The sequence below is a fragment of the Streptomyces sp. NPDC002867 genome (assembly GCF_053591895.1).
In genome coordinates, this window is the sequence record NZ_JBSFUR010000003.1 from 296,234 (window position 1) to 321,887 (window position 25,654).

The 25,654-nt window shown below is 69.7% G+C and carries 26 protein-coding genes and 1 pseudogene; 14 read left to right on the forward strand and 13 right to left on the reverse strand.

Features of this window, described 5'->3' with window-relative positions; all coding sequences use genetic code 11:
• Window positions 1-9: 9 nt before the first annotated feature.
• On the reverse strand, window positions 10-609 hold the full coding sequence (locus ACWD0A_RS04465; RefSeq protein WP_451294525.1) for a TetR/AcrR family transcriptional regulator: 600 nt from the start codon (window positions 607-609) through the stop codon (window positions 10-12).
• 90 nt (window positions 610-699) lie between these two features.
• On the opposite strand from ACWD0A_RS04465, the gene ACWD0A_RS04470 reads away from it, so the two are divergent.
• From ACWD0A_RS04470 to argG, 3 genes are all read left to right on the forward strand, one after another.
• Complete coding sequence (locus ACWD0A_RS04470) at window positions 700-1,320, forward strand: DUF2867 domain-containing protein (RefSeq protein ID WP_451294527.1); 621 nt, start codon at window positions 700-702, stop codon at window positions 1,318-1,320.
• Window positions 1,317-1,772, forward strand: coding sequence for a DUF6463 family protein (locus ACWD0A_RS04475; RefSeq protein WP_451294529.1), 456 nt, complete (start codon window positions 1,317-1,319; stop codon window positions 1,770-1,772). The genes ACWD0A_RS04470 and ACWD0A_RS04475 overlap by 4 nt, the downstream gene beginning before the upstream one ends.
• A 67-nt stretch (window positions 1,773-1,839) precedes the next feature.
• On the forward strand, window positions 1,840-3,285 hold the full coding sequence (argG, locus tag ACWD0A_RS04480) for an argininosuccinate synthase (RefSeq protein WP_451294531.1): 1,446 nt from the start codon (window positions 1,840-1,842) through the stop codon (window positions 3,283-3,285).
• 150 nt (window positions 3,286-3,435) lie between these two features.
• Here argG and ACWD0A_RS04485 read toward each other — a convergent pair whose 3' ends face one another.
• Window positions 3,436-4,092: a maleylpyruvate isomerase N-terminal domain-containing protein gene (locus tag ACWD0A_RS04485; protein ID WP_451294533.1), complete on the reverse strand. Its 657-nt coding sequence runs from the start codon at window positions 4,090-4,092 to the stop codon at window positions 3,436-3,438.
• A gap of 88 nt (window positions 4,093-4,180) precedes the next feature.
• Window positions 4,181-4,354, reverse strand: coding sequence for a hypothetical protein (locus ACWD0A_RS04490; RefSeq protein WP_451294535.1), 174 nt, complete (start codon window positions 4,352-4,354; stop codon window positions 4,181-4,183).
• A gap of 291 nt (window positions 4,355-4,645) precedes the next feature.
• Here ACWD0A_RS04490 and ggt point away from each other — a divergent pair, with 291 nt between their 5' ends.
• Together ggt and ACWD0A_RS04500 are read left to right on the forward strand one after the other, a co-directional pair.
• The gene (gene ggt, locus ACWD0A_RS04495) at window positions 4,646-6,496 is read left to right on the forward strand and encodes a gamma-glutamyltransferase (protein WP_451294537.1); all 1,851 of its coding nucleotides are present in this window, start codon (window positions 4,646-4,648) and stop codon (window positions 6,494-6,496) included.
• Window positions 6,497-6,638: 142 nt separating this feature from the next.
• Complete coding sequence (locus ACWD0A_RS04500) at window positions 6,639-6,974, forward strand: hypothetical protein (RefSeq protein ID WP_451294539.1); 336 nt, start codon at window positions 6,639-6,641, stop codon at window positions 6,972-6,974.
• Between the two features lie 139 nt (window positions 6,975-7,113).
• Here ACWD0A_RS04500 and ACWD0A_RS04505 read toward each other — a convergent pair whose 3' ends face one another.
• Window positions 7,114-7,794: an NAD(P)H oxidoreductase gene (locus ACWD0A_RS04505; RefSeq protein ID WP_451294541.1), complete on the reverse strand. Its 681-nt coding sequence runs from the start codon at window positions 7,792-7,794 to the stop codon at window positions 7,114-7,116.
• Window positions 7,795-7,907: 113 nt separating this feature from the next.
• Here ACWD0A_RS04505 and ACWD0A_RS04510 point away from each other — a divergent pair, with 113 nt between their 5' ends.
• Window positions 7,908-8,837, forward strand: a complete 930-nt coding sequence (locus ACWD0A_RS04510) for an AraC family transcriptional regulator (protein ID WP_451294543.1) — start codon at window positions 7,908-7,910, stop codon at window positions 8,835-8,837.
• 235 nt (window positions 8,838-9,072) lie between these two features.
• Here ACWD0A_RS04510 and ACWD0A_RS04515 read toward each other — a convergent pair whose 3' ends face one another.
• Genes ACWD0A_RS04515 through ACWD0A_RS04525 form a run of 3 tightly spaced genes read right to left on the reverse strand, consistent with a single transcriptional unit; the run spans window position 9,073 to window position 10,922 of the window.
• Entirely contained in the window at window positions 9,073-9,216 is a 144-nt protein-coding gene (locus ACWD0A_RS04515) for a hypothetical protein (RefSeq protein WP_451294545.1), read from the reverse strand.
• Window positions 9,217-9,248: 32 nt separating this feature from the next.
• Entirely contained in the window at window positions 9,249-9,680 is a 432-nt protein-coding gene (locus tag ACWD0A_RS04520; protein WP_451294547.1) for a GlcG/HbpS family heme-binding protein, read from the reverse strand.
• Window positions 9,681-9,713: 33 nt separating this feature from the next.
• On the reverse strand, window positions 9,714-10,922 hold the full coding sequence (locus tag ACWD0A_RS04525; protein ID WP_451294549.1) for an MFS transporter: 1,209 nt from the start codon (window positions 10,920-10,922) through the stop codon (window positions 9,714-9,716).
• A gap of 124 nt (window positions 10,923-11,046) precedes the next feature.
• Between ACWD0A_RS04525 and ACWD0A_RS04530 the strand changes: the two are divergent.
• From ACWD0A_RS04530 to ACWD0A_RS04545, 4 genes and pseudogenes are all read left to right on the forward strand, one after another.
• Window positions 11,047-11,339 (forward strand): annotated as a pseudogene (locus ACWD0A_RS04530) (MarR family winged helix-turn-helix transcriptional regulator); the annotation flags it as partial.
• 195 nt (window positions 11,340-11,534) lie between these two features.
• Window positions 11,535-12,218 (forward strand): class I SAM-dependent methyltransferase, encoded by a 684-nt coding sequence (locus ACWD0A_RS04535; RefSeq protein ID WP_451294551.1) that lies wholly within the window; start codon window positions 11,535-11,537, stop codon window positions 12,216-12,218.
• A gap of 754 nt (window positions 12,219-12,972) precedes the next feature.
• The gene (locus ACWD0A_RS04540; RefSeq protein WP_451294553.1) at window positions 12,973-13,575 is read left to right on the forward strand and encodes a carbonic anhydrase; all 603 of its coding nucleotides are present in this window, start codon (window positions 12,973-12,975) and stop codon (window positions 13,573-13,575) included.
• A 173-nt stretch (window positions 13,576-13,748) separates the two neighbouring features.
• Window positions 13,749-15,203, forward strand: coding sequence for a SulP family inorganic anion transporter (locus ACWD0A_RS04545; RefSeq protein ID WP_451294597.1), 1,455 nt, complete (start codon window positions 13,749-13,751; stop codon window positions 15,201-15,203).
• A gap of 218 nt (window positions 15,204-15,421) precedes the next feature.
• On the opposite strand, the gene ACWD0A_RS04550 is transcribed toward ACWD0A_RS04545, so the two are convergent.
• Window positions 15,422-16,102 (reverse strand): TetR/AcrR family transcriptional regulator, encoded by a 681-nt coding sequence (locus ACWD0A_RS04550; protein WP_451294555.1) that lies wholly within the window; start codon window positions 16,100-16,102, stop codon window positions 15,422-15,424.
• A gap of 99 nt (window positions 16,103-16,201) precedes the next feature.
• On the opposite strand from ACWD0A_RS04550, the gene ACWD0A_RS04555 reads away from it, so the two are divergent.
• On the forward strand, window positions 16,202-16,942 hold the full coding sequence (locus ACWD0A_RS04555; RefSeq protein WP_451294557.1) for an NAD(P)-dependent oxidoreductase: 741 nt from the start codon (window positions 16,202-16,204) through the stop codon (window positions 16,940-16,942).
• Between the two features lie 109 nt (window positions 16,943-17,051).
• Here the strand turns inward: ACWD0A_RS04555 and ACWD0A_RS04560 are convergent, their stop codons facing one another.
• Entirely contained in the window at window positions 17,052-18,821 is a 1,770-nt protein-coding gene (locus ACWD0A_RS04560; protein ID WP_451294559.1) for a diguanylate cyclase domain-containing protein, read from the reverse strand.
• A gap of 695 nt (window positions 18,822-19,516) precedes the next feature.
• Here ACWD0A_RS04560 and ACWD0A_RS04565 point away from each other — a divergent pair.
• Entirely contained in the window at window positions 19,517-20,383 is an 867-nt protein-coding gene (locus ACWD0A_RS04565) for a class I SAM-dependent methyltransferase (RefSeq protein ID WP_451294561.1), read from the forward strand.
• A gap of 239 nt (window positions 20,384-20,622) precedes the next feature.
• Here ACWD0A_RS04565 and ACWD0A_RS04570 read toward each other — a convergent pair whose 3' ends face one another.
• Genes ACWD0A_RS04570 through ACWD0A_RS04580 form a run of 3 tightly spaced genes read right to left on the reverse strand, consistent with a single transcriptional unit; the run spans window position 20,623 to window position 23,315 of the window.
• Window positions 20,623-21,654 (reverse strand): NAD(P)/FAD-dependent oxidoreductase, encoded by a 1,032-nt coding sequence (locus tag ACWD0A_RS04570; RefSeq protein ID WP_451294563.1) that lies wholly within the window; start codon window positions 21,652-21,654, stop codon window positions 20,623-20,625.
• Window positions 21,651-22,169: an isoprenylcysteine carboxyl methyltransferase family protein gene (locus tag ACWD0A_RS04575; RefSeq protein WP_451294565.1), complete on the reverse strand. Its 519-nt coding sequence runs from the start codon at window positions 22,167-22,169 to the stop codon at window positions 21,651-21,653. The genes ACWD0A_RS04570 and ACWD0A_RS04575 overlap by 4 nt, the downstream gene beginning before the upstream one ends.
• A 9-nt stretch (window positions 22,170-22,178) precedes the next feature.
• Entirely contained in the window at window positions 22,179-23,315 is a 1,137-nt protein-coding gene (locus tag ACWD0A_RS04580; protein ID WP_451294567.1) for a type III polyketide synthase, read from the reverse strand.
• 45 nt (window positions 23,316-23,360) lie between these two features.
• On the opposite strand from ACWD0A_RS04580, the gene ACWD0A_RS04585 reads away from it, so the two are divergent.
• On the forward strand, window positions 23,361-24,221 hold the full coding sequence (locus ACWD0A_RS04585; RefSeq protein WP_451294569.1) for a UbiA family prenyltransferase: 861 nt from the start codon (window positions 23,361-23,363) through the stop codon (window positions 24,219-24,221).
• Between the two features lie 42 nt (window positions 24,222-24,263).
• On the opposite strand, the gene ACWD0A_RS04590 is transcribed toward ACWD0A_RS04585, so the two are convergent.
• On the reverse strand, window positions 24,264-24,635 hold the full coding sequence (locus tag ACWD0A_RS04590) for a hypothetical protein (RefSeq protein ID WP_451294571.1): 372 nt from the start codon (window positions 24,633-24,635) through the stop codon (window positions 24,264-24,266).
• Between the two features lie 410 nt (window positions 24,636-25,045).
• Between ACWD0A_RS04590 and ACWD0A_RS04595 the strand changes: the two genes are divergently transcribed.
• Window positions 25,046-25,654: cytochrome c oxidase subunit I (locus ACWD0A_RS04595; protein ID WP_451294573.1), on the forward strand; the 609-nt coding region annotated here is incomplete at its 3' end.

Consider the following 25,654-nt stretch of genomic DNA (forward strand, 5'->3'; position numbering starts at 1 on the left):
CACGGCGGTTCAGACCTCGGTCTGCTCGTCAACGCCCTGGTCCCGGTTCTCCGCGGTCTTCTGCGTGGACGGGCGCAAGAGGTGTTCTCCGGCGAGTTGGACCGCTTCGCGCCTGGTGTACCCGGGGTGGTCCGCGACGATGAAGTGGCGGCCGATGGCGAGCGCGAACGTCAGGATGCTGCGCGCCTCGATCTCGTCGGGGTCGGTGAGGAAGGCGCCGAACATCTTCCGCAGGAACTCCATGCGTTCGTTGTCGATGCGCCGCAGGCGTTGCGCGACGGACGGGTCGTGGCGGGCCCAGACCCGGACCGCGAGATCGATCCGGTGGAGGTCTTCCGAGAAGGTCAGTTGACCGGCGCGCCGGATCCTCTCGGCGGCGTCGCCGCCCTCGGCGTCGACCTGGGCGATGACCTCTCCGGTGCAGCGGCGTTCCCACTCGTCGAGCATCTCCGTGAGCAACGCGGGACGGCCGTCGAAGTACCCGTAGAAGCCGCCCTTCGTCACGCCCAGTTCGGCGGCGAGCGTCTCGACACGGACCGCGTCGGGGCCTCCACGGGCGAGTGCGGCGAGGCCCGCCTCGATCCAGCGGCCTCGTGGTGTGCGGGCCACGGCAGTGGGCCACCTCCATTGATCGCGTCGGAGTTGTACGTTACCGTACAGACGGAACTGTACGGTGCCGTATAAACGAGAGGCCCACCTGTGCCACGACTCGCAGAGACCGCCTACACCGAGCAGCCGTGGCGCATCCACGAACTCACGAAAGACTTCTCCGTCGAGGATGTGTGGTCGTTCCGCACTCCAGGAGCCGGGTCCGACGACTTCCCGGCGATGCTGGCAGCGATGCGAGCGGCCGGCGGACCCGCGAAGCAGCCCTGGCCGGTGAGGCTCTTGTTCGCCGTTCGGTGGAAGCTCGGCGCGGTCCTCGGCTGGGACAGGCCGTCGGCGGGCGTCGGTGAGCGGGTCGCCTCGCTCCGCGACCGCCTGCCCGGCGACCTCCGCGACGCCCCGCGCGGACCGGACGACGAGGGCATGCCCCTCGCAGCGGTCTACGAGCTCGGCAGGGAATCCGCTCGGGAGCTGGCGAACAAGACCGTGCACACCGTGATGCATCTCGGCTGGGTCCAAGGAGCGAACGGCGATTACGAACTGCGGATGGCCGTCCTCGTCAAACCCAACGGACGGTTCGGGCGGCTCTACATGGCCGCCATCTCGCCTTTCCGGCACCTCATCGTGTACCCGTCCCTGACTCGGCAATGGGAACGAGCCTGGCGCGATCGCAACGATGTGAAGGCGACGTTCGACGACGGGAGGTCACGTTGAACTCCAGGAAGCGACTGCTCCGCTGGGCGAGCGGGATCATGCTCGTGTTGGGAGCAGGGCACCTGTCCCTGCTGGCGCTCGTCGCCCGGGAGGACGTCACCGGCTGGGCGGATCGGGGGATATGGGCAGCCGTCCCGCTCGACCTCTCGGGCGGGGGTGCCGATCAGACGGTGCAGTCACTCCAGAACGAGGTCGCCTTCTGGGCCGGCCCCGGCAGCTTCGCCGTGCCTCTGATTCTCCTGGGATGCCTGATATGGCACCTCGCCGGACGCGGTGTGACGGTGCCGGCCGCAATCGGCTGGGGCCTCGCGACGTGGTGTGCGGTGGGCGGCGTCCTCCTCGTGCCGTCCCCGTACTTCGCGGGGACCGTCGCCGGTGCACTCATCGTCCTGGCGGCACGGAAGGGAGATCGGTCGGAAGCAGCCCGGGACCGGGAGGCGGCCCAGGCGTGATCCGTGCGTTCCGCGTCCCCGGGCTCCGGGCTTTGCATGATCATGCGAGATGGTGCATAATCTTCCTATGTCCAAGGTCCTCACCTCCCTGCCCGCCGGCGAGCGCGTCGGCATCGCCTTCTCGGGCGGCCTCGACACCTCGGTCGCGGTCGCGTGGATGCGCGACAAGGGCGCCGTCCCGTGCACCTACACCGCCGACATCGGCCAGTACGACGAGCCCGACATCGCCTCGGTGCCCGGCCGTGCGAAGACCTACGGTGCCGAGATCGCGCGCCTTGTCGACTGCCGCGCCGCGCTGGTCGAGGAGGGCCTGGCCGCACTCACCTGCGGGGCGTTCCACATCCGCTCGGGCGGGCGCGCCTACTTCAACACCACGCCGCTCGGCCGCGCCGTCACGGGCACCCTCCTGGTCCGGGCGATGCTCGAGGACGACGTACAGATCTGGGGCGACGGCTCGACCTTCAAGGGCAACGACATCGAGCGGTTCTACCGCTACGGACTGCTCGCCAATCCGAACCTGCGGATCTACAAGCCCTGGCTGGACGCGGACTTCGTGACCGAGCTCGGCGGCCGCAAGGAAATGTCGGAGTGGCTTCTCGCCCACGACCTGCCCTATCGCGACAGCACGGAGAAGGCGTACTCCACCGACGCCAACATCTGGGGCGCCACCCACGAGGCCAAGACCCTGGAGCACCTGGACACCGGCGTGGAGACCGTGGAGCCCATCATGGGCGTGCGGTTCTGGGACCCGTCGGTCGAGATCGCCACCGAGGACGTGACCATCGGCTTCGAGCAGGGTCGCCCGGTGACGATCAACGGCAAGAGGTTCGCCTCGGCTGTCGACCTGGTGACGGAGGCGAACGCCATCGGCGGCCGCCACGGCATGGGCATGTCGGACCAGATCGAGAACCGGATCATCGAGGCCAAGAGCCGCGGCATCTACGAGGCGCCCGGCATGGCCCTGCTGCACGCGGCGTACGAGCGCCTGGTCAACGCCATCCACAACGAGGACACCCTCGCCCAGTACCACAACGAGGGACGGCGCCTCGGCCGGCTGATGTACGAGGGCCGCTGGCTGGACCCGCAGGCGCTGATGGTCCGCGAGTCGCTGCAGCGCTGGGTCGGCACGGCGGTCACCGGCGAGGTGACGCTGCGGCTGCGGCGCGGTGAGGACTACTCGATCCTCGACACCACGGGCCCGGCGTTCAGCTACCACCCGGACAAGCTGTCCATGGAGCGCACCGAGGACTCGGCGTTCGGACCGGTGGACCGGATCGGCCAGCTCACCATGCGCAACCTCGACATCGCCGACTCGCGCGCCAAGCTGGAGCAGTACGCCGGGATCGGCCTGATCGGCACCGCCCATCCCGCGATCGGCGCAGCCCAGGCGGCCGCGACCGGGCTGATCGGCACCCTGACGGAGGGCGGCGCGGAGGCCATCGCCTCCCGCGGAGAGGTCTCCGCCGAGGACGAGTTGCTGGACCGCGCCGCGATGGAGTCCGGCACGGACTGACCGAGACGTATGCACGACCCAAAGGGCGGGTTCGACGCCGGTGGCGCCGAACCGGCCCTTTGGGTACCCGGGCCCGAGGCGGCGGCCCTGACCGAGCACCGGCTTCCCGGGCTCGGTCACCGGAGCCGGACGGTCACGGCCGTGGCTCCTTCAGCCGAGCACGAGCGGGATCTTCGCGGCCGGCTCGCCCAGCGCGACTTGCTCGGCGTCCGTCGGAGCGCGGCGTCCGGTCCCGACCAGCAGCGCGTCCTTGTCGGAGAACGACGCGGGAATCCCTTCCCCGGCGATCTTCTCCAGCGAGGCGCGGGCTGCCGCGAGGGTCTCGGCGGGCGGGGTTCGGCGGCCGAGGGCAGGTGCGCGATCAGATCGAGGTGGTGCAGCGTCCATTCCATGACGTACGCGGACAGGTAGTCGGCGGCGGTCAGTACGTCGTCGCGGGTGCTGACGCGGACACCCGGATCGGCGAGTTCGGCGGCGCGACCGGCGGCGGAACCGACGTCGTCGAAATGGAACTTGAGCCACCGCGGCTCGCCGTACGCGGCCGGCCGGCCGGGGGATCAGCGCGTCGAGCGGGTCCTCGCCGGTCGGGGGCTCGACGAGTTTCCAGTAAGTGACCGAGTCCACGGTCGGTTCGGTTTCGGCCGGCGTGACCAGCGTGATCAGGACGTCCTGGGCGTCGATGATCAGGTGACACACCAGGTCCCGCACGAGCCGGCCGGTACAGCCGGACGGCCGTTCCCAGTCCTCATCGGAGAGTTCGTCGACCGCCGTGCGCAACGCCGTCCAAGAGCGCGAGAAGAGATCCACTTCGGCAAGGTGGTGCCGTACCGGAACGGCGGGCAAGCGAATCCGGCCGGCGGCCCGGACGGCTTGCTCTGCTGCAGAAGCCGACGCCTCAGAAGCTGCTGACGATGAACCAGGCCGCGGCCCCCAGCACCGTCAGGACGCCGCCGATCGAGATGATCCGGCCGACGCCCTCGTGCCAGGCGTCGGCGATCACGTTGCCGAGGATGCCGACGAGTGGCGCCCCGAAGACGATCAAAAGAATGCCGATCAGGTGGTCCATCATCCCTCACGCCCCCTCGGGATCACCCCGCGGTGATCCAGGAGCGTGATCGCAGATCTCTCGCGCCCCCCGCGGAAGCCGGGGAGCAGTGCGAGTTGTCCCGTACATCCGGCCTGTCCATAAGGCAGTTGTCGGGAGCCTCGGCGTCCAGTGCGGTGACAGGGGTGTCACCTCACCGGCTACCGGTCGGAAACCTCAGATCTCACGCAAATCTTTCGGTACGTCGTTGCTGACCTGCCCGGACGCTGCCAGGGTTTCGACCATTCCTCTCAACGAAGGTCACCGGAGGCTCCCTTGGCTGTCCGTCGTGCCGTTGTCGCCGCCGCGTCCGCGGCGGCGCTCGTCTTCCCCGTCCTGATCCCCGGCAGTGCGACCGGGGCTCCCGTCGCCGCGCCGGCCACCGGCTCCGAGCCGCGGCCTCCCGCAAAACACGCCGTCGCCACCGGCAGCGGCGGTGCGGTCTCCAGTGTGAATCCGTACGCCTCTCAGGCCGGGTTGAACGTCCTGCGGCACGGTGGCAACGCGGTCGATGCCGCGGTGGCCACCGCGGCAGCGCTCGGCGTGGTCGAGCCCTACTCGGCGGGCATCGGAGGCGGCGGATACTTCGTCTCCTACGACGCCGCGACACGGAAGGTGCGCACCATCGACGGCCGGGAGACCGCCCCGGCCCGGATGCGCTCGGACTCCTTCGTCGACCCCGCGACCCAAAAGCCCATTCCGTTCCCCGAGGCGGTCAACTCGGGGCTCTCCGTGGGCGTTCCGGGCACGCCCGCCACATGGGAGAAGGCGCTGAAGGACTGGGGTACGGTCTCGCTGGCGTCCGCGCTGCGGCCGGCCACCCGCATCGCCGACGAAGGCTTCGTCGTCAACGAGGAGTTCCGCGCCCAGACGGCGATGAACGAGGACCGCTTCCGGGACTTCACCTCCACCGCCGAGCTGTTCCTGCCGAACGGGGAACTCCCCGTGGTCGGCTCCCGTTTCCGCAACCCCGACCTCGCCCGGACCTACCGCGAGCTCGCCCGCGAGGGCGTCGGCGCGCTGTACCACGGGGGCATCGGCCGCGACGTGGTGGCCACCGTCAAGAACCCGCCGGTCGCCCCCGGTGCCGACCGCACGGTCCGCCCCGGGCTGATGGAGCCGGGCGACCTCGCCGACTACAAGACCGTACGCCGCGACCCGACCCGCACCACGTACCGGGGGCTGGACGTCTACTCCATGGCGCCGTCCTCCTCCGGCGGGACCACCGTCGGCGAGGCGCTGAACATCCTCGAGAACTTCGACCTGTCGTCGGCCGACAGGGCCCAGGCGCTCCACCACTACGTGGAGGCCGGCCGGATCGCCTTCGCCGACCGCAACCGCTGGGTGGGCGACCCGGCCTTCTCGGACGTGCCCACCCAGGAGCTGCTGTCCAAGGAGTTCGCCAAGGACCGCGCCTGCCTCATCCGCCCCGACGCCGTGCTGACCAGCCCGCTGGCGCCGGCCGACCCGCGCAGTCCGGGCTCGGGGTGTACGCGGGGCACCGGCAGCGAGGAGCCTTACGAGGGGCCCTCCACCACCCACCTGGTGACCGCGGACCGCTGGGGCAACGTCGTCTCGTACACCCTGACGATCGAGCAGACCGGTGGATCGGCCATCACCGTGCCCGGCCGGGGGTTCCTGCTGAACAACGAGTTGACGGACTTCAACTTCACACCCCTGACCGAGGGGGTGCCGGACCCGAACCTGCCGGGCCCCGGCAAGCGCCCGCGCAGCAGCATGTCGCCGACGATCGTCCTGGACGACGGCAAGCCGATGCTCGCCGTCGGCTCACCCGGCGGGGCCACGATCATCACCACCGTGCTGCAGACCCTCGTCAACCGGCTCGACCTGGGCATGGCGCTGCCGCAGGCGGTCGCCGCACCGCGCATCTCGCAGCGGAACCGGGCGGCGACCGATGCCGAACCGGCCTTCCTCGACTCGCCCGAGCGCACGGCACTGGAACGGCTGGGGCACCGATTCGTCATGGCCCCGAGCACCTTCACCCCCTCTCCGGAGATCGGGGCGGTGGCGGCGTTGGAGTTCCTGCCCGACGGCAGGCTCCAGGCGGTGGCCGAGCCGGCGCGCCGCGGTGGCGGCTCGGCGATGGTGCTGCACGAGAACGACTGAGGCGGTGGCGGCGCCCGCCCCCCGCCGAGCGCCGCCCATCGCGTGAGCATCAGGTCCGTGAAGCCTGCGACGCGAGTGGATCTAGGCTGTCCCTGACCAACGCGGGCGACATGCCCGCGTCAATCGAAGGGGAGTATCAGATATGCACGCACGCCGGATCCTGACCGCGTCCGTAGTGTCCGCCGCCCTGGTCGGGACCACGCTCATCGCCGGCAGCCCCGCCGTCGCACGGACGAACGCGACCGCTGCGAGTTGCACGGCACTGGCCCTCGAGACCGTGGTGATACGTGACCGGACGAGCGTCAACGGCACGGCCCTCGCCCAGCTCAACAAGGGGGAGACCGCGCCGTCGCCCTGCCAGATGTACTACGGCGGCTCGTACACCAAGTGCGGTATCACCAGCTCGCGTTGGGTCAAGGTCACGAAGCACGGCGTCACTGGTTACGTGGTCGGCACCTGCGTGAAGCAGCCCGCCTGATCCGGGCGGCCGGCCGGATGGGCGGGCCCGGGCACAGCGTCCGGGCCCGCCCAGCGGCGGACCGCCGTCTCAACCACCGCTACGAACGCCCGCCTTGCAACCCACAGGTCGTCCACGACCACGTATGTCTCCCTGGCGGTCAGGTCGCCACAAGTTCCTCGGCGACGAACCTTTCCACGAACTCCCGTGCACGCCGGTCGAGATCGGCGTACTGCGCCTCTCGCTCAGCGCCCGCGACCGCTTCGCCGACCAGGAGGTTGCCTTCGGCGTCGACGCGCTGCGGGCGCTCCTCCGCGTCGGTGAGCAGGCCGACGGTGGAATGGGAGAAGCCGCAGTAGTAGGCGATGCCTTCGCTCAGATTGGTCTCGAGGACGGTTCGCATCCCCTCCACGAGGGGATCGTCGGCAGTGGCTCCGGCCAGGCCCAGCCACAGTATGCGCTTGCCGGCGAGGCGGGGCTTGCTGCGGCCGTAGGCGAACCCGTAGTTCCATACGCGGTCGATCCAGCCCTTGAGGATGGCGGGCACGCTCTGCCAGTACACCGGGAAGACGGCGACGACGACATCGGCGTCGAGGATGCGCTGCATATGGGCGTGCGCTTCGTCCGAATATGCCTTTTCCCTGTTGCCCCAGTCCGGCTGGTCCGACATGTTCATCCGTGGGTCGAACCCCTCGGCGTGCAGGTCGAGCAGGTCAATGCGGTATCCGGCGGCTTCGAGCCGGGCGGCAGCACGGCGGGCCGTGTGCGCGGTGAGGGAATCGGTGCGGTGGTGTGCGACGACCACGAGGGCTGTCCTGGCACGGCTGTCGTGCTGCGTCACGGTGTCTCCCGGCTGGTCTCGGTCGATTCGATGAATCCAGTACAGCCGCGGTGACGTAGATGATCCATGGGAGAAACGCTCCGGAACATAGGAGATCGTCTACGATGCGTTCGGTGGATCCTTTGAGTTCGCTACTGAGTGGCATCCGGGCCGAGGGCTCGGTCGTCACCCACGCCGTACTGACGGCGCCCTGGACCATCCGCTTCGCCGACGACGCACCGCTCACCATGATCAGCGTGCTGCGCGGCGGGGGCACCCTGCTGCTGCCCGACGGCACCGAGCGAGCGGTCGGCGTGGGCGATACGGCCATCGTGCGCGGCCCCGCGCCGTTCCATCTCGCGGACCATCCCACCACTGTCCACAGTTCCCATGCCGCGTACGAGATCGCCTGCTTCACCACGGACGCCGAGTGCACCGCCCAGGAACTCGGCGGCATCCACTGGGGCACCGACTCGGAGGAGGCGACCGCGCTGATCGTGGGCGCCTACCGTGCCGCGGGCCACCGCCACGAGCGGCTCCTGCGTGCCCTGCCGCCCATCCTGGTGATCAAGGAGGAGGCCGAGGTCTGTGCCTGGCTGGAGACGGCCGCCGCCGACGCCGCCCATCTCTCGGCCGGTTCGCAGGCGCTGATGGACCGACTCCTCGACTGGGCCCTGGTGTGCACGTTGCGCAGCTGGTTCGACCAGGCCGGCGCCGACGCGCCCAGCTGGTACCGGGGCCTCGCCGACCCAGTCCTCGCCCCCGCCCTGCAGGCCTTCCACGACCGGCCCGCCGAGGCCTGGACGGTGGCGTCGCTGGCCACTCGAGCCGGCGTCTCCCGGGCGCTGTTCGCCAAGCGCTTCACCAAGCTGATGGGCCGCCCGCCCCTCGCCTACCTCACCGAATGCCGCATGGACGAGGCCGAGGCGCTTCTGACCGACACCGACCTCAGCATCGCCCAGATCGGAAGGTCCGTCGGCTATGCCGACGCTTTCGGCTTCAGTGCCGCGTTCAAACGCCACAAGGGCCTGAGCCCCAGCACGTTCCGCGCCGCGGCGGCCTGAGTTCCGGTCCGGCGACCAGGGGGTGTTCTTCTCACGGGTGTCGCTCTGTCACCCTCGTCACCGCCGCCCACCTATTCCTGACCGAACAGCGGAGGAGCCCAAAGCCCCTGCCAGGGCCTGACCCTCTACCAGGCCCTGGACCTCCTCCAACACCTCATCGCCACCTGGACCGGAACCTGCCCCACCTGCCAACGAATTGTCCCATGGCAGCCCTGCGACACCACCTCACAAAGCACTACCAGTTGAGGGTGTCCGGGTGGGGGCCGGTACGCAGGGCCGCATCGAGAGTGGTGGTCGAGGCCATCTCGTAGAAGACGCCGAAGCCGCGCTGCGGGATCCCCACGCCGTTGTTGAGGGTGACGGTGTGGACGGAAGTCATGGCGTTCCTCGGCGGGCGGGACGGGTGACGGGTCAGCCGAGGGCGGCGACGGCCGCGGTGGCGAAGGCGTGGTCCTGCTCGGGAGCGCCACCGCCGACTCCGACGGCGCCGATGAGCGTGCCGTCGCGGTGGACGGGGATGCCGCCGGCGATGAACAGCAGCGGGCGGTCCAGTGCGGTGGTCAGGCTGTGAAAGGGGCCGTCGGGCTTGACCAGTTCGACGAGGTCGGCGGTGGGGGCGTTGAGCTGGAGGGCCGTGTAGGCCTTGCGCGTGCTGGTCTCACCGGAGATCAGCACCGCACGGTCGTCGCGGCGGAAGGCCAGCAGATGCCCGCCCGCGTCCAGCACGGTGACGCTGACGGTGACCCCGGCGGTCTCGGCGGCCCGGCGGGCCGCCGTGAGCAGGACCTCGGCGTCCTGGGTGGTCAGCGGGGTCATGGCGGTGGCGGTGGCGGTGGTGCTCATGGTCGTTCCCTTGTGCGGTGATGGAGGTGGGGGTCAGCGCGCGGCGGGCGCCGGGGAGGGCACCGCGGTCGGGACAGCGGTCGACGCGTGTGCGGTGCGGGTGCGCTTGTTGAGGTATGCGGCCAGGAAGGCGAGCAGCAGGGCCGTGCCGGAGAGCAGGGCGCCGACCCAGTTCGGCGAGGTGTAGCCGAGGCCGCCGGCGATCACGATGCCGCCGAGCCAGGCGGCGAGCGCGTTGCCCAGGTTGAAGGCGCCGATGTTGGCGGCCGAGGCAAGCGTCGGAGCGGCCGAGGCCTGGTCGAGCACCCACTTCTGCAGCGGCGGGACGGTCGCGAACCCCAGGGCACCGATCAGCGTCAAGGTGATCGCCGCGAGGGCCTTGTTGTGCGCGGTCGCGGTGAACACCAGCAGAGCGAGCGAGAGGGCACCCAGCGACACGAACAGCATGGGCATCAGGGCGCGGTCGGCGAACTTTCCGCCCAGCAGGTTGCCCAGGAACATGCCGATGCCGAACAGGACGAGGAGCCAGGTGACGGCGGCCTCGCTGTAGCCGGCGACCTCGGTCATCATCGGCGTGATGTACGTGATGGCCGCGAACACACCGCCGTACCCGAGGACGGTCATCGCCATGGCGAGCCAGACCTGGACGTTCTTGAAGGCGGCGAACTCGGTGCGGACGTTTCCGGTCTCGGGCTTGCCCTGCTCGGGTACGAGCTTGGCGACGCCGAGGAGTCCGATGATGCCGAGGGCGGCGACGAGGGTGAAGGTGACGCGCCAGCCGAGGGCCTGGCCGATGTAGGTGCCGCCCGGGACGCCGACGATGTTGGCGACGGTCAGGCCCATGAACATCAGGGAGATGGCGGAAGCCTTCCTCTCCGGGGCGACGAGGTCGGCGGCGACCACCGATCCGATGCCGAAGAATGCGCCGTGGGCGAGGGAGGCGACGACGCGGCCGATCAGCATGACGCCGAAGCTGGGGGCGAAGGCGGACAGCGCGTTGCCGAGGATGAACAGGCCCATGAGGAACATGAGCATCTTCTTGCGGGACACCTTGGTCCCGAGCACGGTCAGCAGCGGGGCACCGAAGACGACACCGAGGGCGTAGCCGGTCACCAGCCAGCCGGCGGTGGGGATGGAGACACCGAAGTCGCCGGCGACCTGGGGCAGCACGCCCATGATCACGAATTCGGTGGTGCCGATCCCGAAGGCCCCGATGGCCAGGGCCAGCAGCGCGAGAGGCATGACGACGAACCTTCCAGAGGGTTGCGCAGAGGTCTTACAGGCGACGACAATACTTGCAGACGCGTAATGAATGCAAACGCGGGATACCTTCATGGGGAGGCTATTATTGTGCGCAAGTCGGTTGGGTCGACGAAGGAGGAAGCAGGCCGCCGATGCCGTCACCCTCAGGCAGAGCGCGACCACCCGCCTCGTCACCCGGCCGGAGAACCGCGGCCTGCTGTCCCGCTACCTCTGCCTCACGGACCGCCGCGGCATCTGCACCGACGTCACGGCCCCGGCCTGACGCTCCTCGGAGAGGCGTGGCCGACCACCCATCACGCCGCCCTGCGCGAGGCGCTCACCGAAGCCGGCCGCGACACGCTGCTGCGGCCTCTCGTCGAGGTGGTGGAGACGGCTTCTCCCGCTGCCGGGACCTGAGCCGATTCCGCAGGACCCGCTTGCGGGCCCGGTGCCCGGGCCCGGGCAGCCTCGGGCCGTCGCTCTTCTGACCGCGGCACGCCTCATCTGGCCGCAGGCAACGCGCAGTTCATCAGGATTACCGAGTCCGCGGTGGTGTCCCGGCGGCCCACTTGTGCGAGGCTTTCATCAGCCTGCGCCGGAGGGAGACTTAGCGTGAGCAGTCCGGGCAACGAACCAGTTTGCGAGAGCACGCGTTTCGACCGCACCGGTCAGGCCGAGGCTTTCGACGCCATCGGCAACCGCTACGACGAGGTCTTCCCGCACAAGCAGGGCCAGATCGAGGCCTCCGAGTGGCTCGCCCGATCCCTCCCGGCCGGATCCCGTGTGCTGGATGTGGGGTGCGGCACCGGGGTTCCGACCTCGCGACGACTCGCTCAGGCGGGCTTCGAGGTCGTCGGCATCGATCTTTCCGGCGTGATGGTCGATCTTGCCCGTCGGCACGTGCCCGCCGCGGTGTTCCACCAGGCGGACATCGCGGATCTGCGACCCTCGGGGCCCCTCGATCTCGGCCGCTTCGACGCGGTCACCGCCTTCTTCTCCCTGCTCATGCTGCCACGCGCTGAGATACCCCTGGCTCTGCGGACGATCCGTCATCTGCTGGTCCCGGGGGGCCAGTTCCTGTTGGCGATGGTCGAGGCCGACCTCGACGACTGCTCGATCCCCTTCATCGGAAAAACGATCCGGGTCTCCGCTTACCCGCGTGTCGACCTGCACGAGGTGGTCGAAGGGGCGGGCTTCGAGATCGCCGAGGAGATCTGCTACGCCTACGCGCCGGCGAGTTCGGACGCACCGCCCGAGGAGCAGATCTTCCTGCGCTGCCGCGCACGAAGCGCGTAGTTGCCCTCGAGTCCTGAACGGCGGGCACGGTAGGGCCTTTCCTGGGAGGGGCCGGCCGCCCCTGCGGCACCGGACCCACTCGCCGTCGGGCTGCCCGGCCTTGTTGCGCGCCCCTCGCCTTCACCGTGCCGTTCGCGAAAGAGAAGCGCCACGGCCTGTGTCGTTCGCCGTCTCGGTAGTCGCCCTCGGCTGACGCGTTCCGTCCTTGAAGCGTTCCGCCTGCACCGCGGAACCGGACGTGGGATCCGTAACACTCGCGGGACGGTCTTTTCTGTGTCGCCGGACTCGATCGGCGTCTCATCTGGGGTGACCCGCGGTAGCCCCGATGAGTCTCGCCTGTCAAGGAGCGTGACGCTCACAAATGTCTAACGAATCACAGACTTTTGGACCTCTGTGATGTCAGAGTGACTCAAGAGGCCGGAGTTACCGACCAGTTGGACCAATCGTTGGCCGAAACCGGGGAGGGACGTGACGCGGTGATGCGCTGCACCGAGCGCCGGAGAGACCGCCGGAAGGCAGACCCCTTACCGGAGTTGTCCCGAGTTACCGGCGTACCTGAAGTGCCCGAGCTACCGGAGCCACCGGACGATACCTCCGTCCCGGCTCCGGACCGTGCCCCCGCCACGGCCCGCCGTCCTGCCGGTGTTCCGCCTCCGAGTGATACGTCGACCTCCGCACGGCCTCGACGAGTACCTGCGATCCGACATGACGACTCCCCACCGCGCGCCCAGGGCGCGCTGGAGGAAGACCCCCCATGCACTTGCTCACGAACAATGCCCGCGCTTTCCGGCACCAGGCCGCCGCACGCGCCGAGGAGTTCGGCCGCCTCGCGGACGGCCAGTCCCCCCAAGCGCTCTTCATCACCTGCTCCGACTCCCGGGTGATCCCCTCACTGATCACCGGAGCCCGCCCAGGCGAGCTGTTCGAACTCCGCACGGCGGGCGGCATCATCCCCGAGCACGACCCCCTTCGGCACTCGAGCGAGGCGGCCACCGTCGAGTACGCCGTCGAAGTCCTCGGGGTCACGGACATCGTCGTCTGTGGCCACTCCCACTGCGGTGCCGTCGGGGCCATGGCGCGCCGCGAAGACCTCTCCGCCGTTCCGGCGGTCCGCGGCTGGCTGGAGAGCGCGTCACCGGCGCCCCTCTTCACCGACCCCTCGTCCCCCGCCGACCCCACCGTCGCCGAAGCCGTCCAGCACCATGTGGTGCGGCAGCTCCGGCGGTTGCGCGACTACCCCTGTGTCGCCCGCCGGGCCGCAGAAGACCGACTGAGTCTGCACGGCTGGTACTACGAGATAGACACCGGCTCCGTGCTCGTCCGCCGGCCGCACGACGACACGTTCCTTCCGCTGTGAGCACCGCCGACACCCGCAAACGCGGGCACCGTGAACACGGGAACAGCAATCGCGAGAACAACGAACGCGAGAACAACGAACGCGAGAACAACGAACGGGGGAACAGCGAACGCGGGACCCGCGGGCGTCACCGGCGGGCGCCGCAGCGCGCGGAGCGAACCTCCGCCTCGACGCTGCGGGCCGACCTCACTGCCTCCGTCGTCGTCTTCCTGGTCGCCCTGCCGCTGTGCGTGGGCGTTGCCGTGGCCTCCGGTGTGCCGGCGGAACTCGGCCTGGTCACCGGCATCGTCGGCGGTCTGGTGACCGGACTGCTCCCTGGGAGCAGCCTCCAGGTCAGCGGACCTGCCGCGGGTCTGACCGTGCTGGTCCTCGAAGCCGTCACCGAATTCGGGCTCGGGGCCCTGGGCGTGTTCGTCCTCATCGCGGGCGTGCTCCAGTTGGTCATGGGAGCGCTGAAGTTCGGCCGCTGGTTCCGTGCCATCTCCATCGCCGTCGTGGAGGGAATGCTGGCGGGGATCGGTCTCGTACTGATCGCCGGCCAGCTCTACGCCATGGCCGACGCGAAGGCTCCCGGCTCAGGCCCGGCCAATCTCGCCGGCCTGCCCGGACTGGTCGTCCGTACGGCCCGCTCGCCCGAGGCACTGGCCGCGTTCGCTCTCGCGGCGGTGACCGTCGCACTGATGGCCCTGTGGAAGCATCTGCCGCCCAAGGTCCGCGTGGTCCCCGCACCGCTGGCTGCCGTGGTTCTGACCACCACTGCCGTGGCGCTGTTCCGGCTGCCCGTGAAGCGGGTGGACGTTCAGGGGCTGCTGGGCGCGATCCGGCCACCGTCCCTCGACGACCTCGGCGGCATCATGGATGCCGGCGTGGTCGGCGCGATCGGCACGGTCGTCGCCATCACGCTCATCGCGTCGGCGGAGAGCCTGTTCAGCGCCGCCGCCGTCGACCGCCTCCACAGCGGACCCGGCACCCACTACGACAAGGAGCTGATGGCGCAGGGTGCGGGCAACGCCGTGTGCGGCGCCCTCGGGGCGCTGCCGATGACCGCGGTCATCGTGCGCAGCTCGGCCAATGTGCAGGCAGGAGCCCGGACCAAGGCGTCACGGGTGCTGCACGGCGTCTGGCTGCTGCTCTTCGCGGCGCTCCTGCCGGCGGCGCTCGGCCTCATACCCGTCGCCTCGCTCGCGGGCATCCTCGTCTTCTCCGGCTGGAAGCTCATCCCGTTGAAGGAGCTGGGGCCGCTGTGGCGCGAGCACCGGGGAGAGGCCCTGATCCTGGTGGCGACCGCAGTCGCCATCATCGCGACCAGCATGTTCGAGGGCGTGCTCGTCGGGTTGCTGCTCGCCGTCGCCAAGACGGCATGGGAGACGTCGCACATCCACGTCGACGTGGAGGACGGCGTCGACCGCAACGAGCCCGTGCGGGTGGTCGTCTCCGGCAACGCTACGTTCCTCAGGCTGCCCCGGATCCTCGACACCCTCGAGAAGCTGCCGAAGGACCGGCACATCGAGCTCGACCTGCTCGGCCTGCGGCACTTGGACCACGCGTGCAGTACGGCCCTCTCCAACTGGGCCGACCGGCACAACAAGGAGGAAGGAGCCACCCGCGTGCTGATGCCCGCGGCCTGACCGCTTCCCGGGCCCGGTCCGTACGGCTGCCGATCACCGGGCGGTCGTACGGACCGGGCATACGAGCTCATGCCGCCCCCGGCCGTCGCGGGTGCCGGCCGCCCGTCATCCGCCAGAACGCCGGCAGTCGAGTACTGGAGGCGAGCACGTTCGGAGGAACTGTGGTGCGCGCTGCGGCAGGAGTGAGGTGGCAAGGCGTGCACGCGTCCGGTGACGAGTCAGAGCCAGACTTCGCGCCGGCGTTCCAATCCGTCGAGAATCAGGTCGAGCCCGATGTCGAATTCCGCCGCGTACGCGTAGCCGGGTTTCAGGGCATGGTGGCCGATCATCTCGGTGAGGTGAGGGAACTCGTCGCGAGGCATCTGTTCCAGGATGGAGTCCGCCAGGTCCTCGATGCCGGCGGACGACTCGAACGGCAGGCTGAGCTCCTGCAGCGTGAACCCGTAGACGTAGCTGTCGAGCACGGAGAACGCGTGCGCCGCACCGGCGATGGTGAAGCCGCCCGACCGTAGGCAGCCGATCACGGCGTCGTGGTGGCGCAGCGTCGCGAGGCCGGGGTTGCTCCGCGAGTCCATCAGGCCGATCGCCCACGGGTGGCGGATCAGTGCGTCGCGTGTCGAAACCGCGCGCCGCCGCATCGCGGCCCGCCAGTGGAGGTCCTTCGGCGGGAGTTCGATCTCACCGAAGACGAGGTCGACCATTCCGTCGAGAATCTCCTCCTTGTTGCGGACGTGGTGGTACAGCGACATGGCCTCGACACCGAGCCGCCCGGCGAGTTTGCGCATCGTCGGCACGCCGGTGCCGGCCTCGTCCGCCAGCGCGACCGCCGAGCGGAGCACCGTCTCCCTGCTGAGCGGTCGGCGGCGGGATGCCGACACGGGGGCTGGCTCGGTGGACACGGAATCCTCCCTGGGTTGGCTTCATCGGTTGACAACCTTACGCCGTAAGGCACACCCTTACGGCGTAAGGACGGGGCGGGGAGAGGGAGGGCGAAGGTCATGGAACCGATCGGCTCGGAGGGGGCCCGGAGACGGGGCCCACGAAGAAGGGTGTGCGTCGTCGGCGCGTCCGGAAAGCTCGGGCGGTACATGGTGCGCCACGCGCTGAACCGGGGCTACGAGGTGGTGGGCGTCTGCCGGGAGCAGAGCGTCGACAAGCTCGCCGAGTTCGAGGGGCGGATCACGGTGATCCCCGGAGCGACCGACGACCGTGCGGTCATCGCACGGGCGGTGGACGGGTGCCAGGCCGTGCTCACGGTGCTGGCCCCATGGGGAATGAACCACTACTCCTCCGGTACGGCCCAGGCCGTGCTCGACCAGGCGCCTTCGGGAGCGCGACTGGTGTTCTCCTGCGGCTGGCACATCACCCGCGACGGGAAGGACGTGTACACCCGGAAGCTCAGGACGTTCGTGGCGGTCTTCGGGCGGTTGGCAAGACTGGCTCGCGTGGCGGACCTGGACGACCAGGTGGAGGCATGCCGAAGGATCTTCTCCAGCGACACCGAATGGACGGTCGTCCGCGGCAGCGACCTGGAGGAGGGCGAGAGCCAGGGCCTGCCCGTGTGGAGCCGGCATGTCGGTGACCCCGTCCTCGCGAGCAACCTGACCCGTCGCGTGGACTTCGCCCTTTTCATGGTCGACGCGGTGGAGAACGACGCCCTGGTACGGGAGGCCCCAGCCATCGTCGGCCGGCTGACCCCGTCGGCCCTCGCCCACGCCCGCACGGAGGACGCGGCCTGACCACCTCGGGACGGACCTCGGGTCACGGCCTGATCCGCCTGCGTCTCAGCCCTCCAGTATTCCGGGCAGTCGCCCACTGCCCGACACCCGCGAACGGCGCTCCGACAACTCAACTCACTGTGTGGGCCGTTGCCATAGCAGTGTCTTTGCAGACACAGGTGTCGAGGGCGGTGGAAGATGTCTCGCAGTTGATGCTGTGCGGCTGCGTATCGTGCATGCGGATGCGGCCTTTTCCTGCGGCTTTGGCCTCGTACATGGCCAGGTCGGCGTTGTGCAGGAGTTCATCCGGTGTGATCCCCGGAGTGGCTACCGCGATGCCGATGGAAGCCGATACCACCGCATCGGTGCTGCCGATGCGGTACGGCTTCACCAGGGCCGACAAGATCCGCTCCGCTACTTCCCTGGCCCGGGAAGGGCATGCTCCTGCCTTTCCCTCCAGCAGCGCGGCGAACTCGTCGCCGCCGAGGCGGGCGACCGTGTCCTCGGCTCGCACAGATGCCTGGAGCCGACGGGCAGCCTGGACGAGCAGACCATCACCTACCGCGTGACCGGCCGAGTCGTTGACGGCCTTGAAGCCGTCCAGGTCCAGGAAGATCACCGCGGGCGGCGTGGCGTCGGCGGCGCGCTTGTGCAGCGCATGTCTGACCCTGTCGGCGAACAACGCGCGGTTGGGCAGGCCCGTCAACACATCGTGGAATGCGAGGTGCTCGAGCTGTGCCTGCAACATGACTCGCTCGGTGACATCGCGACTGTTGAAGATCAGCCCGTCGGCGTGGTGGCTGATCGTCGACTCGACGTGGCGCCATTGCCCATCCGCTGCCCGAACCCGAGACGACACGCAGCGGCCCGGCCCGCGAGTGCCTGACTCGGCTTCCTGCCGCAGGGTCTCGACAGCCTGCATCAGCAGCGCCACGTCGTCAGGGTGGCTGTACAGGGGCAGGCGGGCGCCCACGAGCTCCTCAGGGCAGTATCCGAAGACCTCACGGACGGCCGGACTGATGTAGAGCACGCGACCATCCAGGCCGACGATGGTGATCACGTCGCTCGAGCCATCGACCAGCGTGCGGTAATGCGCCTCCCGGGCTGCGGCCTCTCGAGTGAGCTGCAGGTGGTCGGCGTGAGCAACGCCTTGCCGGGCGCTGAGCCCGAGAAGCACAGAACCTGCAAGGGCGAGCATCACAACATCGGGGCGGCCGCCGGCCAGTGCGTGCGCAGCCATGGCGAGAGCGCAGACGACCACGGGTATGAAGGCCACGACCACCCCGGCGACAGGCATCTCCCGCCGGTCGGCTCCCACAATGCTGGCACCGCCGGGCAGCCAGGGCGCGAGGGCCACGAGGAACAATCCGGCCATCGAACAGGCCGCCGCGAGAGGAATCCCGAACCAGGCGCCTGGAGCGGGCAACAGAATGGGCAGCATGTCGCTCACGGCCAGAAGGGCGAGGGCCACGGCCGCCAGAGTGACCGCTGCGCGCTCCCCGGGTTTCCGGCAGAAGCGCAAGGCGACCAGTAGCCCCAGGACGAGAATGTCCGTCGCCACGCGGGTGAAAGCCATCAGCGATCCCGGTACGTCACCGCCTTTGTCGACGCGATGCAACAGGATCACCCAGCTCAGCGTGAACAGCGAGCCCGCGGTCATCCAGCCGTCCAGGAGCCGCCGTAACCAGACCAGGGTCGTGCCGCTGTCCGCGGCTGCCACGACCAGTCCGGCGACACCCAACCCCAGAGAAACGGCGAGACCGGCGACTGCCAGCAGTTCGACCACGGATTGGAGAACGCCGGCAAACCGCCCCTGTGCTGTGGGTGGGTGACTGGCCAAAAGGTGGTGAAGACCGCCTGCCGCCACCGAAACCGCCAGCAGCGTCAGGCGCAGGCGCACCCTTCCCATGACGGTTCGGGCACGTGCGTAGAGCGAGAGTGCGGCTAGCCCATGCGCGGCTGCCACTCCTATGCAGGCATCCAGCACCGCTGCCGCGGTGACGCACCCTCCCACGGTTGCAGCCGCCGCAGAGCCCACGCCCAGGGCCTCACGAACCCCTGCCTCGTGCAGCCGGCCGATACGGGCGGCGTGGGCCGAACCGCCTCGACCGGCTAATCCTGGCATCATGCGAACCTCCCGGAGTGACCCGGCTCAGGAGGGCAGACCCAAACCCCTTGCACATCTCGAGTGCGATAAAAGGGTAGGACGATCCTTCGCTCCATGTGCATGCCGCCTGGGGGCTTCACCTGAAATAACGACAGCGTCTGTGTGCCGCTGACGCGGCGGGATCGAACTGGTAGGGAAGACCCTGCCGTTCCCGTCTGGGTCAGTGCCGTGGCGAATCGTTCCTGGAGGCGCCACCGCCACGAGAAGAGCGTTTCGTCCCGGGCTGGTGTGTGGTTCGACGTCATGTGCCGTGCCGGTTCGGATGATTGGCGGGTGCGCGATGCGCCGTCGGCTCCGTGCTGCAACGGTCCTTTGTGCGACTGGTCAGCAAGCCCCCCGGCCGCCCGTGCGTCTTCGGCAGCACCGCTGCGGAGGAGCCTGCGGCGCGCCTCTGCCGGTGGCGGGACGATGTGAGCAGGATCGGCCGCATGCGGACACACGAGCAGGGAAGCGAACCAGGCGGGGGACACAGCGCGCACTACGGCGGGCGAGTGTTCCGGCCGGACCAGGAAGGCGAGGGCGAACGGATCGACCTCGGGGCCCTCGCCTATGACGAGGTGACACTGGCCCACCTGATGCGCCTGGGCGTGGGGCTGGAGCCGGGGTGGCGGTGCCTCGACATCGGCGCAGGCACCGGGTCGGTGGCTCGGCTCCTGTTGGACGAGGCCGGCGTGGACGAAGTCGTGGCCGTCGACCGCGACATCAGGTTCCTCGCCGCTCACCCCGTGCCCGGACTCACGGCCGTCGAGGCGGATGTCACCACCTCCGACCTGCCGCGCGGCAGCTTCCACCTGGTGCACGCACGGTTCGTGCTCATGCACCTGCCCGAGCGGGAACGGATGATCGCCAGACTCGCCTCACTCGTCGCCCCAGGTGGCGTTCTGGTCCTGGGCGACGCCATCGACCTGACCTCCGCCGACGCGCCCCCGACTCCCTACACCCGCGTGATGCAGGCGATGTGGCAGGGGCTCAAGGCGTCCATCGGGACGGACGTCTCCTGGGTCTGCGGGTATCCGCAGTTGCTGCGGGCCGCCGGCCTCACGTCCGTAGGCGCGGAAGTACATGTGCCCGCTCTGACGCCGGGCAGTGCCATCAGCCGCTTCTGGGCGGACACGTGGGACCGTGCCCGCGGGGCGATCACGGCCACCGGCATGGTGGACGATGCCGGCGTGGACGAGGCGATCCGCTATCTGGCGTCTCCCGACTGCGCGGACATCTCCGCCGGGTTGATCACGGCCTGGGGCCGCCGACCGCCGGCGACGGAAGACCCGACGGAGGGCGAAAGCGAAAGTTGATCAACGGCTCAGGCATGCGAAGGCACCCCGGCGCCGTGTCACCCGGGCGCTCGGTCACCGCGACGGTCCGGTGCGGAACACCGCGCCCGCCCAGTCGGCACGGAGCAGGCCTCGACCGGTCTGCACACGGCCGCATCGGTGCGGAGGACGAGGGACTCGCCATCCGCCGGCCGGTGGTACGGGTGACCGGGCGATTCCGGCCTCGTACCAACGGCAGTGGTACTCCGCACTCTGGCCTCTCATGCCAGTGCGTTCACTGCGGCAGCGAACACGCGAGGCAGACGCTCGGCCGTGGGCACGATGAGCGGTGCCAGTGCGGGCTTCTGCCGGGCGCGCAACAGGAGTTCCGTCAGCAGCCGGTGGCGGCGGGTCGCCCGGTTCCAGTCGTTCTCGTAGCGGCCCGGCGTACCGCGGCGCAGGTTGCCGACCAGGGCCTCGGCCCCGGCGAGAGCCAAGGAGATCCCCTCACCGGTCAGCGCGTCGATGTATCCGGCGGCGTCTCCCACGAGGAGCACCCGTCCGTGGAATCGGGTGCATGCCCTCTGGCGCAGTGGTCCCGCGCCCCGCACCGCGGTGACGGCCGCCCCTGGAGGGAGGCGCTCCACAAGAGCGGGAAACCCCTCCAGTTGGGCGTCGAAGGGGGCCCGCCGGGCCGTCAGCAGGGCGACGCCGACGAGGTCGGGGCCGAGCGGGGTGACGTACGCCTCCCCGTACCGCCCCCAGTGCACCTCGACGTGCGAGGACCACGGCGGCACGGCGAAGTGACGGCGCAGCCCGTATCTGGCAGCCCCCGGGGAAGGGACCTCGAGACCCAGGGAGCGGCGCAGCGGCGAGTGTAGACCGTCCGCCGCGACCAGCCACCTGGCACGCAGACCCGTACCGGGCACCAGCACACCGGTGGCGTCCTGCTGCACCGCCTCCACCCTCAGGGGAACCACGGGAACGCCTGCCTCGCGGACCGCGCGGTGCAGGACGCCGTGCAGGCTGGTGCGCCGCACACCGAGCCCGAGGCCGTGCCGGAACCGGGCCTGCGCCTGGCGGGAGCCCTGGACATAGCGGATGCCCTTGATCGGATGACCGGAGACGGCGAGGCCGAGCGCGGCAAGGGACCGCACGGCGCCCGGCATCAGGCCTTCGCCGCAGGCCTTGTCGACCGGTACGCGGCGCGGCTCGGCCACAACGGTGTCGAGACCGGCGCGTGCCGCGTACAGGGCGGTCGCGAGACCGGCCGGACCCCCTCCGACGACGAGCAGGTCGTGACCGTCGATCATGCCGCCACTGCCCGGCCGCCGAGGGCGGCGTTCTCACAGCGGATGCGGACCGTGAGCAGCACGGTGTTGGCCACCGTGAACACCACCGCAGTCAGCCACGCCGAGTGCACCAGGGGCAGTGCGGTGATCTCCACGACGACGGCGACGTAGTTCGGGTGCCGCAGGAACCGGTACGGGCCGGCGTCGACCAGACGTGCCCCGGGAACCACGATGACGCGGGTGTTCCAGTACCGCCCCAGCGTCGTGATGCACCACCAGCGCAGGGCCTGGGCCAGGAGGACCAGCGTCAGCATGGGCCATCCCAGGGCGGGCAGGAACGGCCGGTGGGCGAGCACGGGCTCGAGCAGACAGCAGGCCAGCAGACCGGTGTGCAGGACGACCATGACCGGGTAGTGACCGCGGCCGTACTCCACGCCGGAACGGGCGAGCGTCCACGCCGCGTTGCGCCGGGCCACGGCGAGTTCGACGACGCGTTCGGCGGCGACGGCCAGGACGAGAAGCGTGTACCAGGACATGTGGACCACTCACCAGCGCAGCAGGACGAGTTCGGAGCAGAACCCCGGGCCCATCGCCAGGACCAGTCCCCAGGTACCGGGCTCGGGCCGATGGGTCTCGTGGGTGTTCTGCAGGATGTGCAGGACGGAGGCCGACGACATGTTCCCCACCGTCGCGAGCGAGTGCCATGCCGTGTCCAGGGCACCGCCGGGCAGGCCGAGGACGTCGGCCACGGCGGACAGCACCTTGGGGCCTCCGGGATGGCACACCCAGGTCCCGATGTCGTCGACGGTCAGGCCGTTGTGAGCCAGGAAGTCACGCAGATCGGCACCGAAGTGGCGGCGTACCATGCCGGGAACACCGGCACCGATCACGACACGGAATCCGCTGGCACCGATGTTCCAGCCGAGGAGCTGTTCGGTGTCCGGGTACAGATGGCTGCGTGTGGCGACCACCGTCGGCCCCGCGCCGTCCCGGCCGCGGGTGCCGCGGCCGTGTGCGACGACGGCGGCCGCGCCGTCACCGAACAGGGCGCCGGCGACGAGGTTCGCGGGGGAGTCGTCGCGCTGCTGGAGTGTCAGCGAGCACAGTTCGACGGTGAGCAGCACGGCGGTGTCATCCGGATGACCGCGAAGGTAGTCGTGCAGCCGGGCGAGGCCGGCGGCACCTGCCACGCAGCCCAGGCCGAACACCGGGACTCTCTTGATGTCGGGCCGCAGTCCCACGCGTCCGGCGAGCCGGGCGTCGAGCGACGGGGCGGCGATGCCGGTGATCGAGGTGCACACCAGCAGATCGACGTCGCGCGGCGCGAGCCCTGCCTCATCGAGCGCGCCGGTGAGGGCCTGCTCGCCCAGATCGAGTCCGGCTGCCACCCAGGCGTCGTTGGACTTCCCGAAGTCGCCGAGGCCGGCGTACAGCTCGATCGGCAGGGCGAGGTGCCGTGTCCGCACCCCGGCGGACGCGTGCAGGCGGCGCAGGAGGGTGCGCTCGGCGCCGGGCGCGAGGCAGAGGTCGCCGATCAGCTCGGTGAGGTCGTCCTGGCTGTAGCGGTGCGGCGGCAGCGCGGTGCGGACGGCGAGGATCGTGGTGGCCGCACCGGTCGCGGTCGTACCGTCCGGCAGGGTGGTCGGTGAGGGGGCATCGTCGACGATCACAGGGACACGCATGTCGGTAATGCCTTCTCGTTTCGTGTGCCCGATTATCTTGCCTTCGTGTCTCTACACCCCGCCGAGGCCCTTCCGCGTACGACACACCGTCTCCCTCCGTTGTTGCGCGCCTGCCACCTGGAGCCGGCGCTGGCCGTCACGGCGTTCGCGACCGCGCTGGCCGTGGCGGCCGGGCGCGGGGTGGCAGGTGCGGCGGCGGTGGCTGCGGCCGTGCTGGCCGGTCAGCTCTCGGTCGGCTGGTGCAACGACGCGGTCGACGCGCACCGCGACACGCGCTGCGGCCGCCGCGACAAGCCCCTGGCCACCGGGGAACTGTCGCAGCGCACGGTCGCCGTGGCGGCCGGCACGGCCCTGGCGCTGTGCGTGCCGCTGTCGCTGCTGAACGGTGCCGCGGCGGGAGCGGCGCATCTGGGCATGGTGGTCACCGGCTGGGCCTACAACCTGTGGCTGAAGCACACGGTGCTTTCACCGCTGCCCTATGCCGTCGCGTTCGGCTCTCTGCCGGCCTTCGTCACTCTCGGGCTGCCGTTGCCGTCCTGGCCCGCCTGGTGGGCGGTGGCGGCTGGGGCGCTGCTGGGCGTGGGGGCACACGTCGTCAATGTGCTTCCGGACATCGAGGACGATCTCGCGGCCGGTGTTCGTGGGCTGCCGCAACGCCTGGGGCGAACGGTCTGCCGGTGGGTGAGCCCGTTCGTGATGCTGTCAGCCATGGCCGTGCTCGTGGTGGGACCTCCCGGGCGAGCCGGGGCGGTCAGCTGGGTGCCGGCAGTCGCGGCGGGAGTCGTCGCCGTCGGGGGTACGGCTGTGCCGTCGGCGAACCGGAGCCGTTGGCCGTTCCGGGCCGCGATCGCGGTGGCGGGCATGGCCGTGGCACAACTCCTGCTCCGGGGACGCGACATGGGCTGATCCGGAACGCGGCCGTAAGGCCTCTCGGACGTGGCTGTTCACTCAGGCGCGCACCGTTCGGGCGGGCAGACGCCCGGTTCTCCACCAAGCCGTGAGCCACGCGATCTCTGTGGCGGCGTCGATCAGGTAGGTCGGGCGAATGCGTCCGAGGGGGACATAGACCAGGTCGATCGCGAGCAGGGTGACGGCTGTGCCGACTCCGAGGCGCCGTGCGTGCCGCAGTCCCTCGGCGCCCGGGGAAGCGCGCAGCATGCCCCAGCCGGCGGTTGCCAGGAGACCGCCGCACGTCTTCAGCAGCCACTCGTCCGTCTTGGGGCCGGAGACCCACTCGAAAGTCCGCAGCGACAACAGTGGCCAAGCGCCACCGAGGACGTTGAAGAGGCCGTGAGCACGGGCGAGGGCCAGTGGATCCACCACAAGACCTCCCTCCAGGGCATCGATCAAGCCGCTGCTGCGCGGTTACGTGCGCGGGTACCCGAAGCGGTTCTCTCCACCCGTCTGCTGATCGAGATCCGCCCCGGGACCCGCCTCCCGGGCCGCACCGCACTGTGACGAGCGATTTGCGTGACAAAACGACCGGGACGAGTCCCTCCCGGATGCCTGCTGCTGAACGAGTGAATCCGGGGACCCCGCTTCTTGACGCACTGCGGCTCATGTTCAGAGATATCGCAGGTTGCGAAGTTCAAAGCGGCGTGCGCGGCGGAGGTGTCACTCGGCAGCCGGTATCGGGAATCGTTAGGTTGCCCCTTGAATGCCTTCTGTAGGGCAGCGTGCTGGGTGTTGCTCGCTGGCTTGCCGTGTCGTATCTGACGAGTGGAGTTCGCGTGAGCCTGAACAAGGCGTCGCTGTTCGAGGACGAGGACGCGTATGAGAACGAGCTGCCCTTGCGGCGCAGGCAACCCGGCAACGTCGTCATCAGATGGCTGACCACCACTGACCACAAGACGATCGGCACGCTGTATCTGTCGACATCCTTCATCTTCTTTCTGATCGGCGGCCTGATGGCGCTGCTGATGCGCGCCGAACTGGCCCGCCCCGGCACGCAGATCATGTCGAACGAGCAGTTCAACCAGGCGTTCACGATGCACGGCACGATCATGCTGCTGATGTTCGCGACGCCGCTGTTCGCCGGATTCGCGAACTGGATCATGCCGCTTCAGATCGGCGCGCCCGACGTGGCGTTCCCGCGGCTGAACATGTTCGCGTACTGGCTGTACCTCTTCGGCTCGCTCATCGCGGTGGCCGGCTTTCTCACCCCGCAGGGGGCGGCCGACTTCGGCTGGTTCGCCTATGCGCCCCTCAACAGCATCGAACGCTCGCCAGGAGTCGGGGCCGACCTGTGGATCATGGGTCTGGCCTTCTCCGGCTTCGGCACGATCCTCGGCTCGGTCAACTTCATCACCACGATCATCTGCATGCGCGCTCCCGGCATG

Excerpts from the sequence above, each read along its gene's own strand:
- argG (WP_451294531.1), top strand. The coding sequence starts at position 1,840 with ATGTCCAAGGTCCTCACCTCCCTGCCCGCCGGCGAGCGCGTCGGCATC.
- ACWD0A_RS04490 (WP_451294535.1), bottom strand. The coding sequence starts at position 4,354 with ATGATGGACCACCTGATCGGCATTCTTTTGATCGTCTTCGGGGCGCCA.
- ACWD0A_RS04500 (WP_451294539.1), top strand. The coding sequence starts at position 6,639 with ATGCACGCACGCCGGATCCTGACCGCGTCCGTAGTGTCCGCCGCCCTG.
- ACWD0A_RS04515 (WP_451294545.1), bottom strand. The coding sequence starts at position 9,216 with ATGACTTCCGTCCACACCGTCACCCTCAACAACGGCGTGGGGATCCCG.
- ACWD0A_RS04520 (WP_451294547.1), bottom strand. The coding sequence starts at position 9,680 with ATGAGCACCACCGCCACCGCCACCGCCATGACCCCGCTGACCACCCAG.
- ACWD0A_RS04525 (WP_451294549.1), bottom strand. The coding sequence starts at position 10,922 with ATGCCTCTCGCGCTGCTGGCCCTGGCCATCGGGGCCTTCGGGATCGGC.
- ACWD0A_RS04540 (WP_451294553.1), top strand. The coding sequence starts at position 12,973 with ATGCACTTGCTCACGAACAATGCCCGCGCTTTCCGGCACCAGGCCGCC.
- ACWD0A_RS04555 (WP_451294557.1), top strand. The coding sequence starts at position 16,202 with ATGGAACCGATCGGCTCGGAGGGGGCCCGGAGACGGGGCCCACGAAGA.
- ACWD0A_RS04565 (WP_451294561.1), top strand. The coding sequence starts at position 19,517 with ATGCGGACACACGAGCAGGGAAGCGAACCAGGCGGGGGACACAGCGCG.
- ACWD0A_RS04570 (WP_451294563.1), bottom strand. The coding sequence starts at position 21,654 with ATGATCGACGGTCACGACCTGCTCGTCGTCGGAGGGGGTCCGGCCGGT.
- ACWD0A_RS04575 (WP_451294565.1), bottom strand. The coding sequence starts at position 22,169 with ATGTCCTGGTACACGCTTCTCGTCCTGGCCGTCGCCGCCGAACGCGTC.
- ACWD0A_RS04580 (WP_451294567.1), bottom strand. The coding sequence starts at position 23,315 with ATGCGTGTCCCTGTGATCGTCGACGATGCCCCCTCACCGACCACCCTG.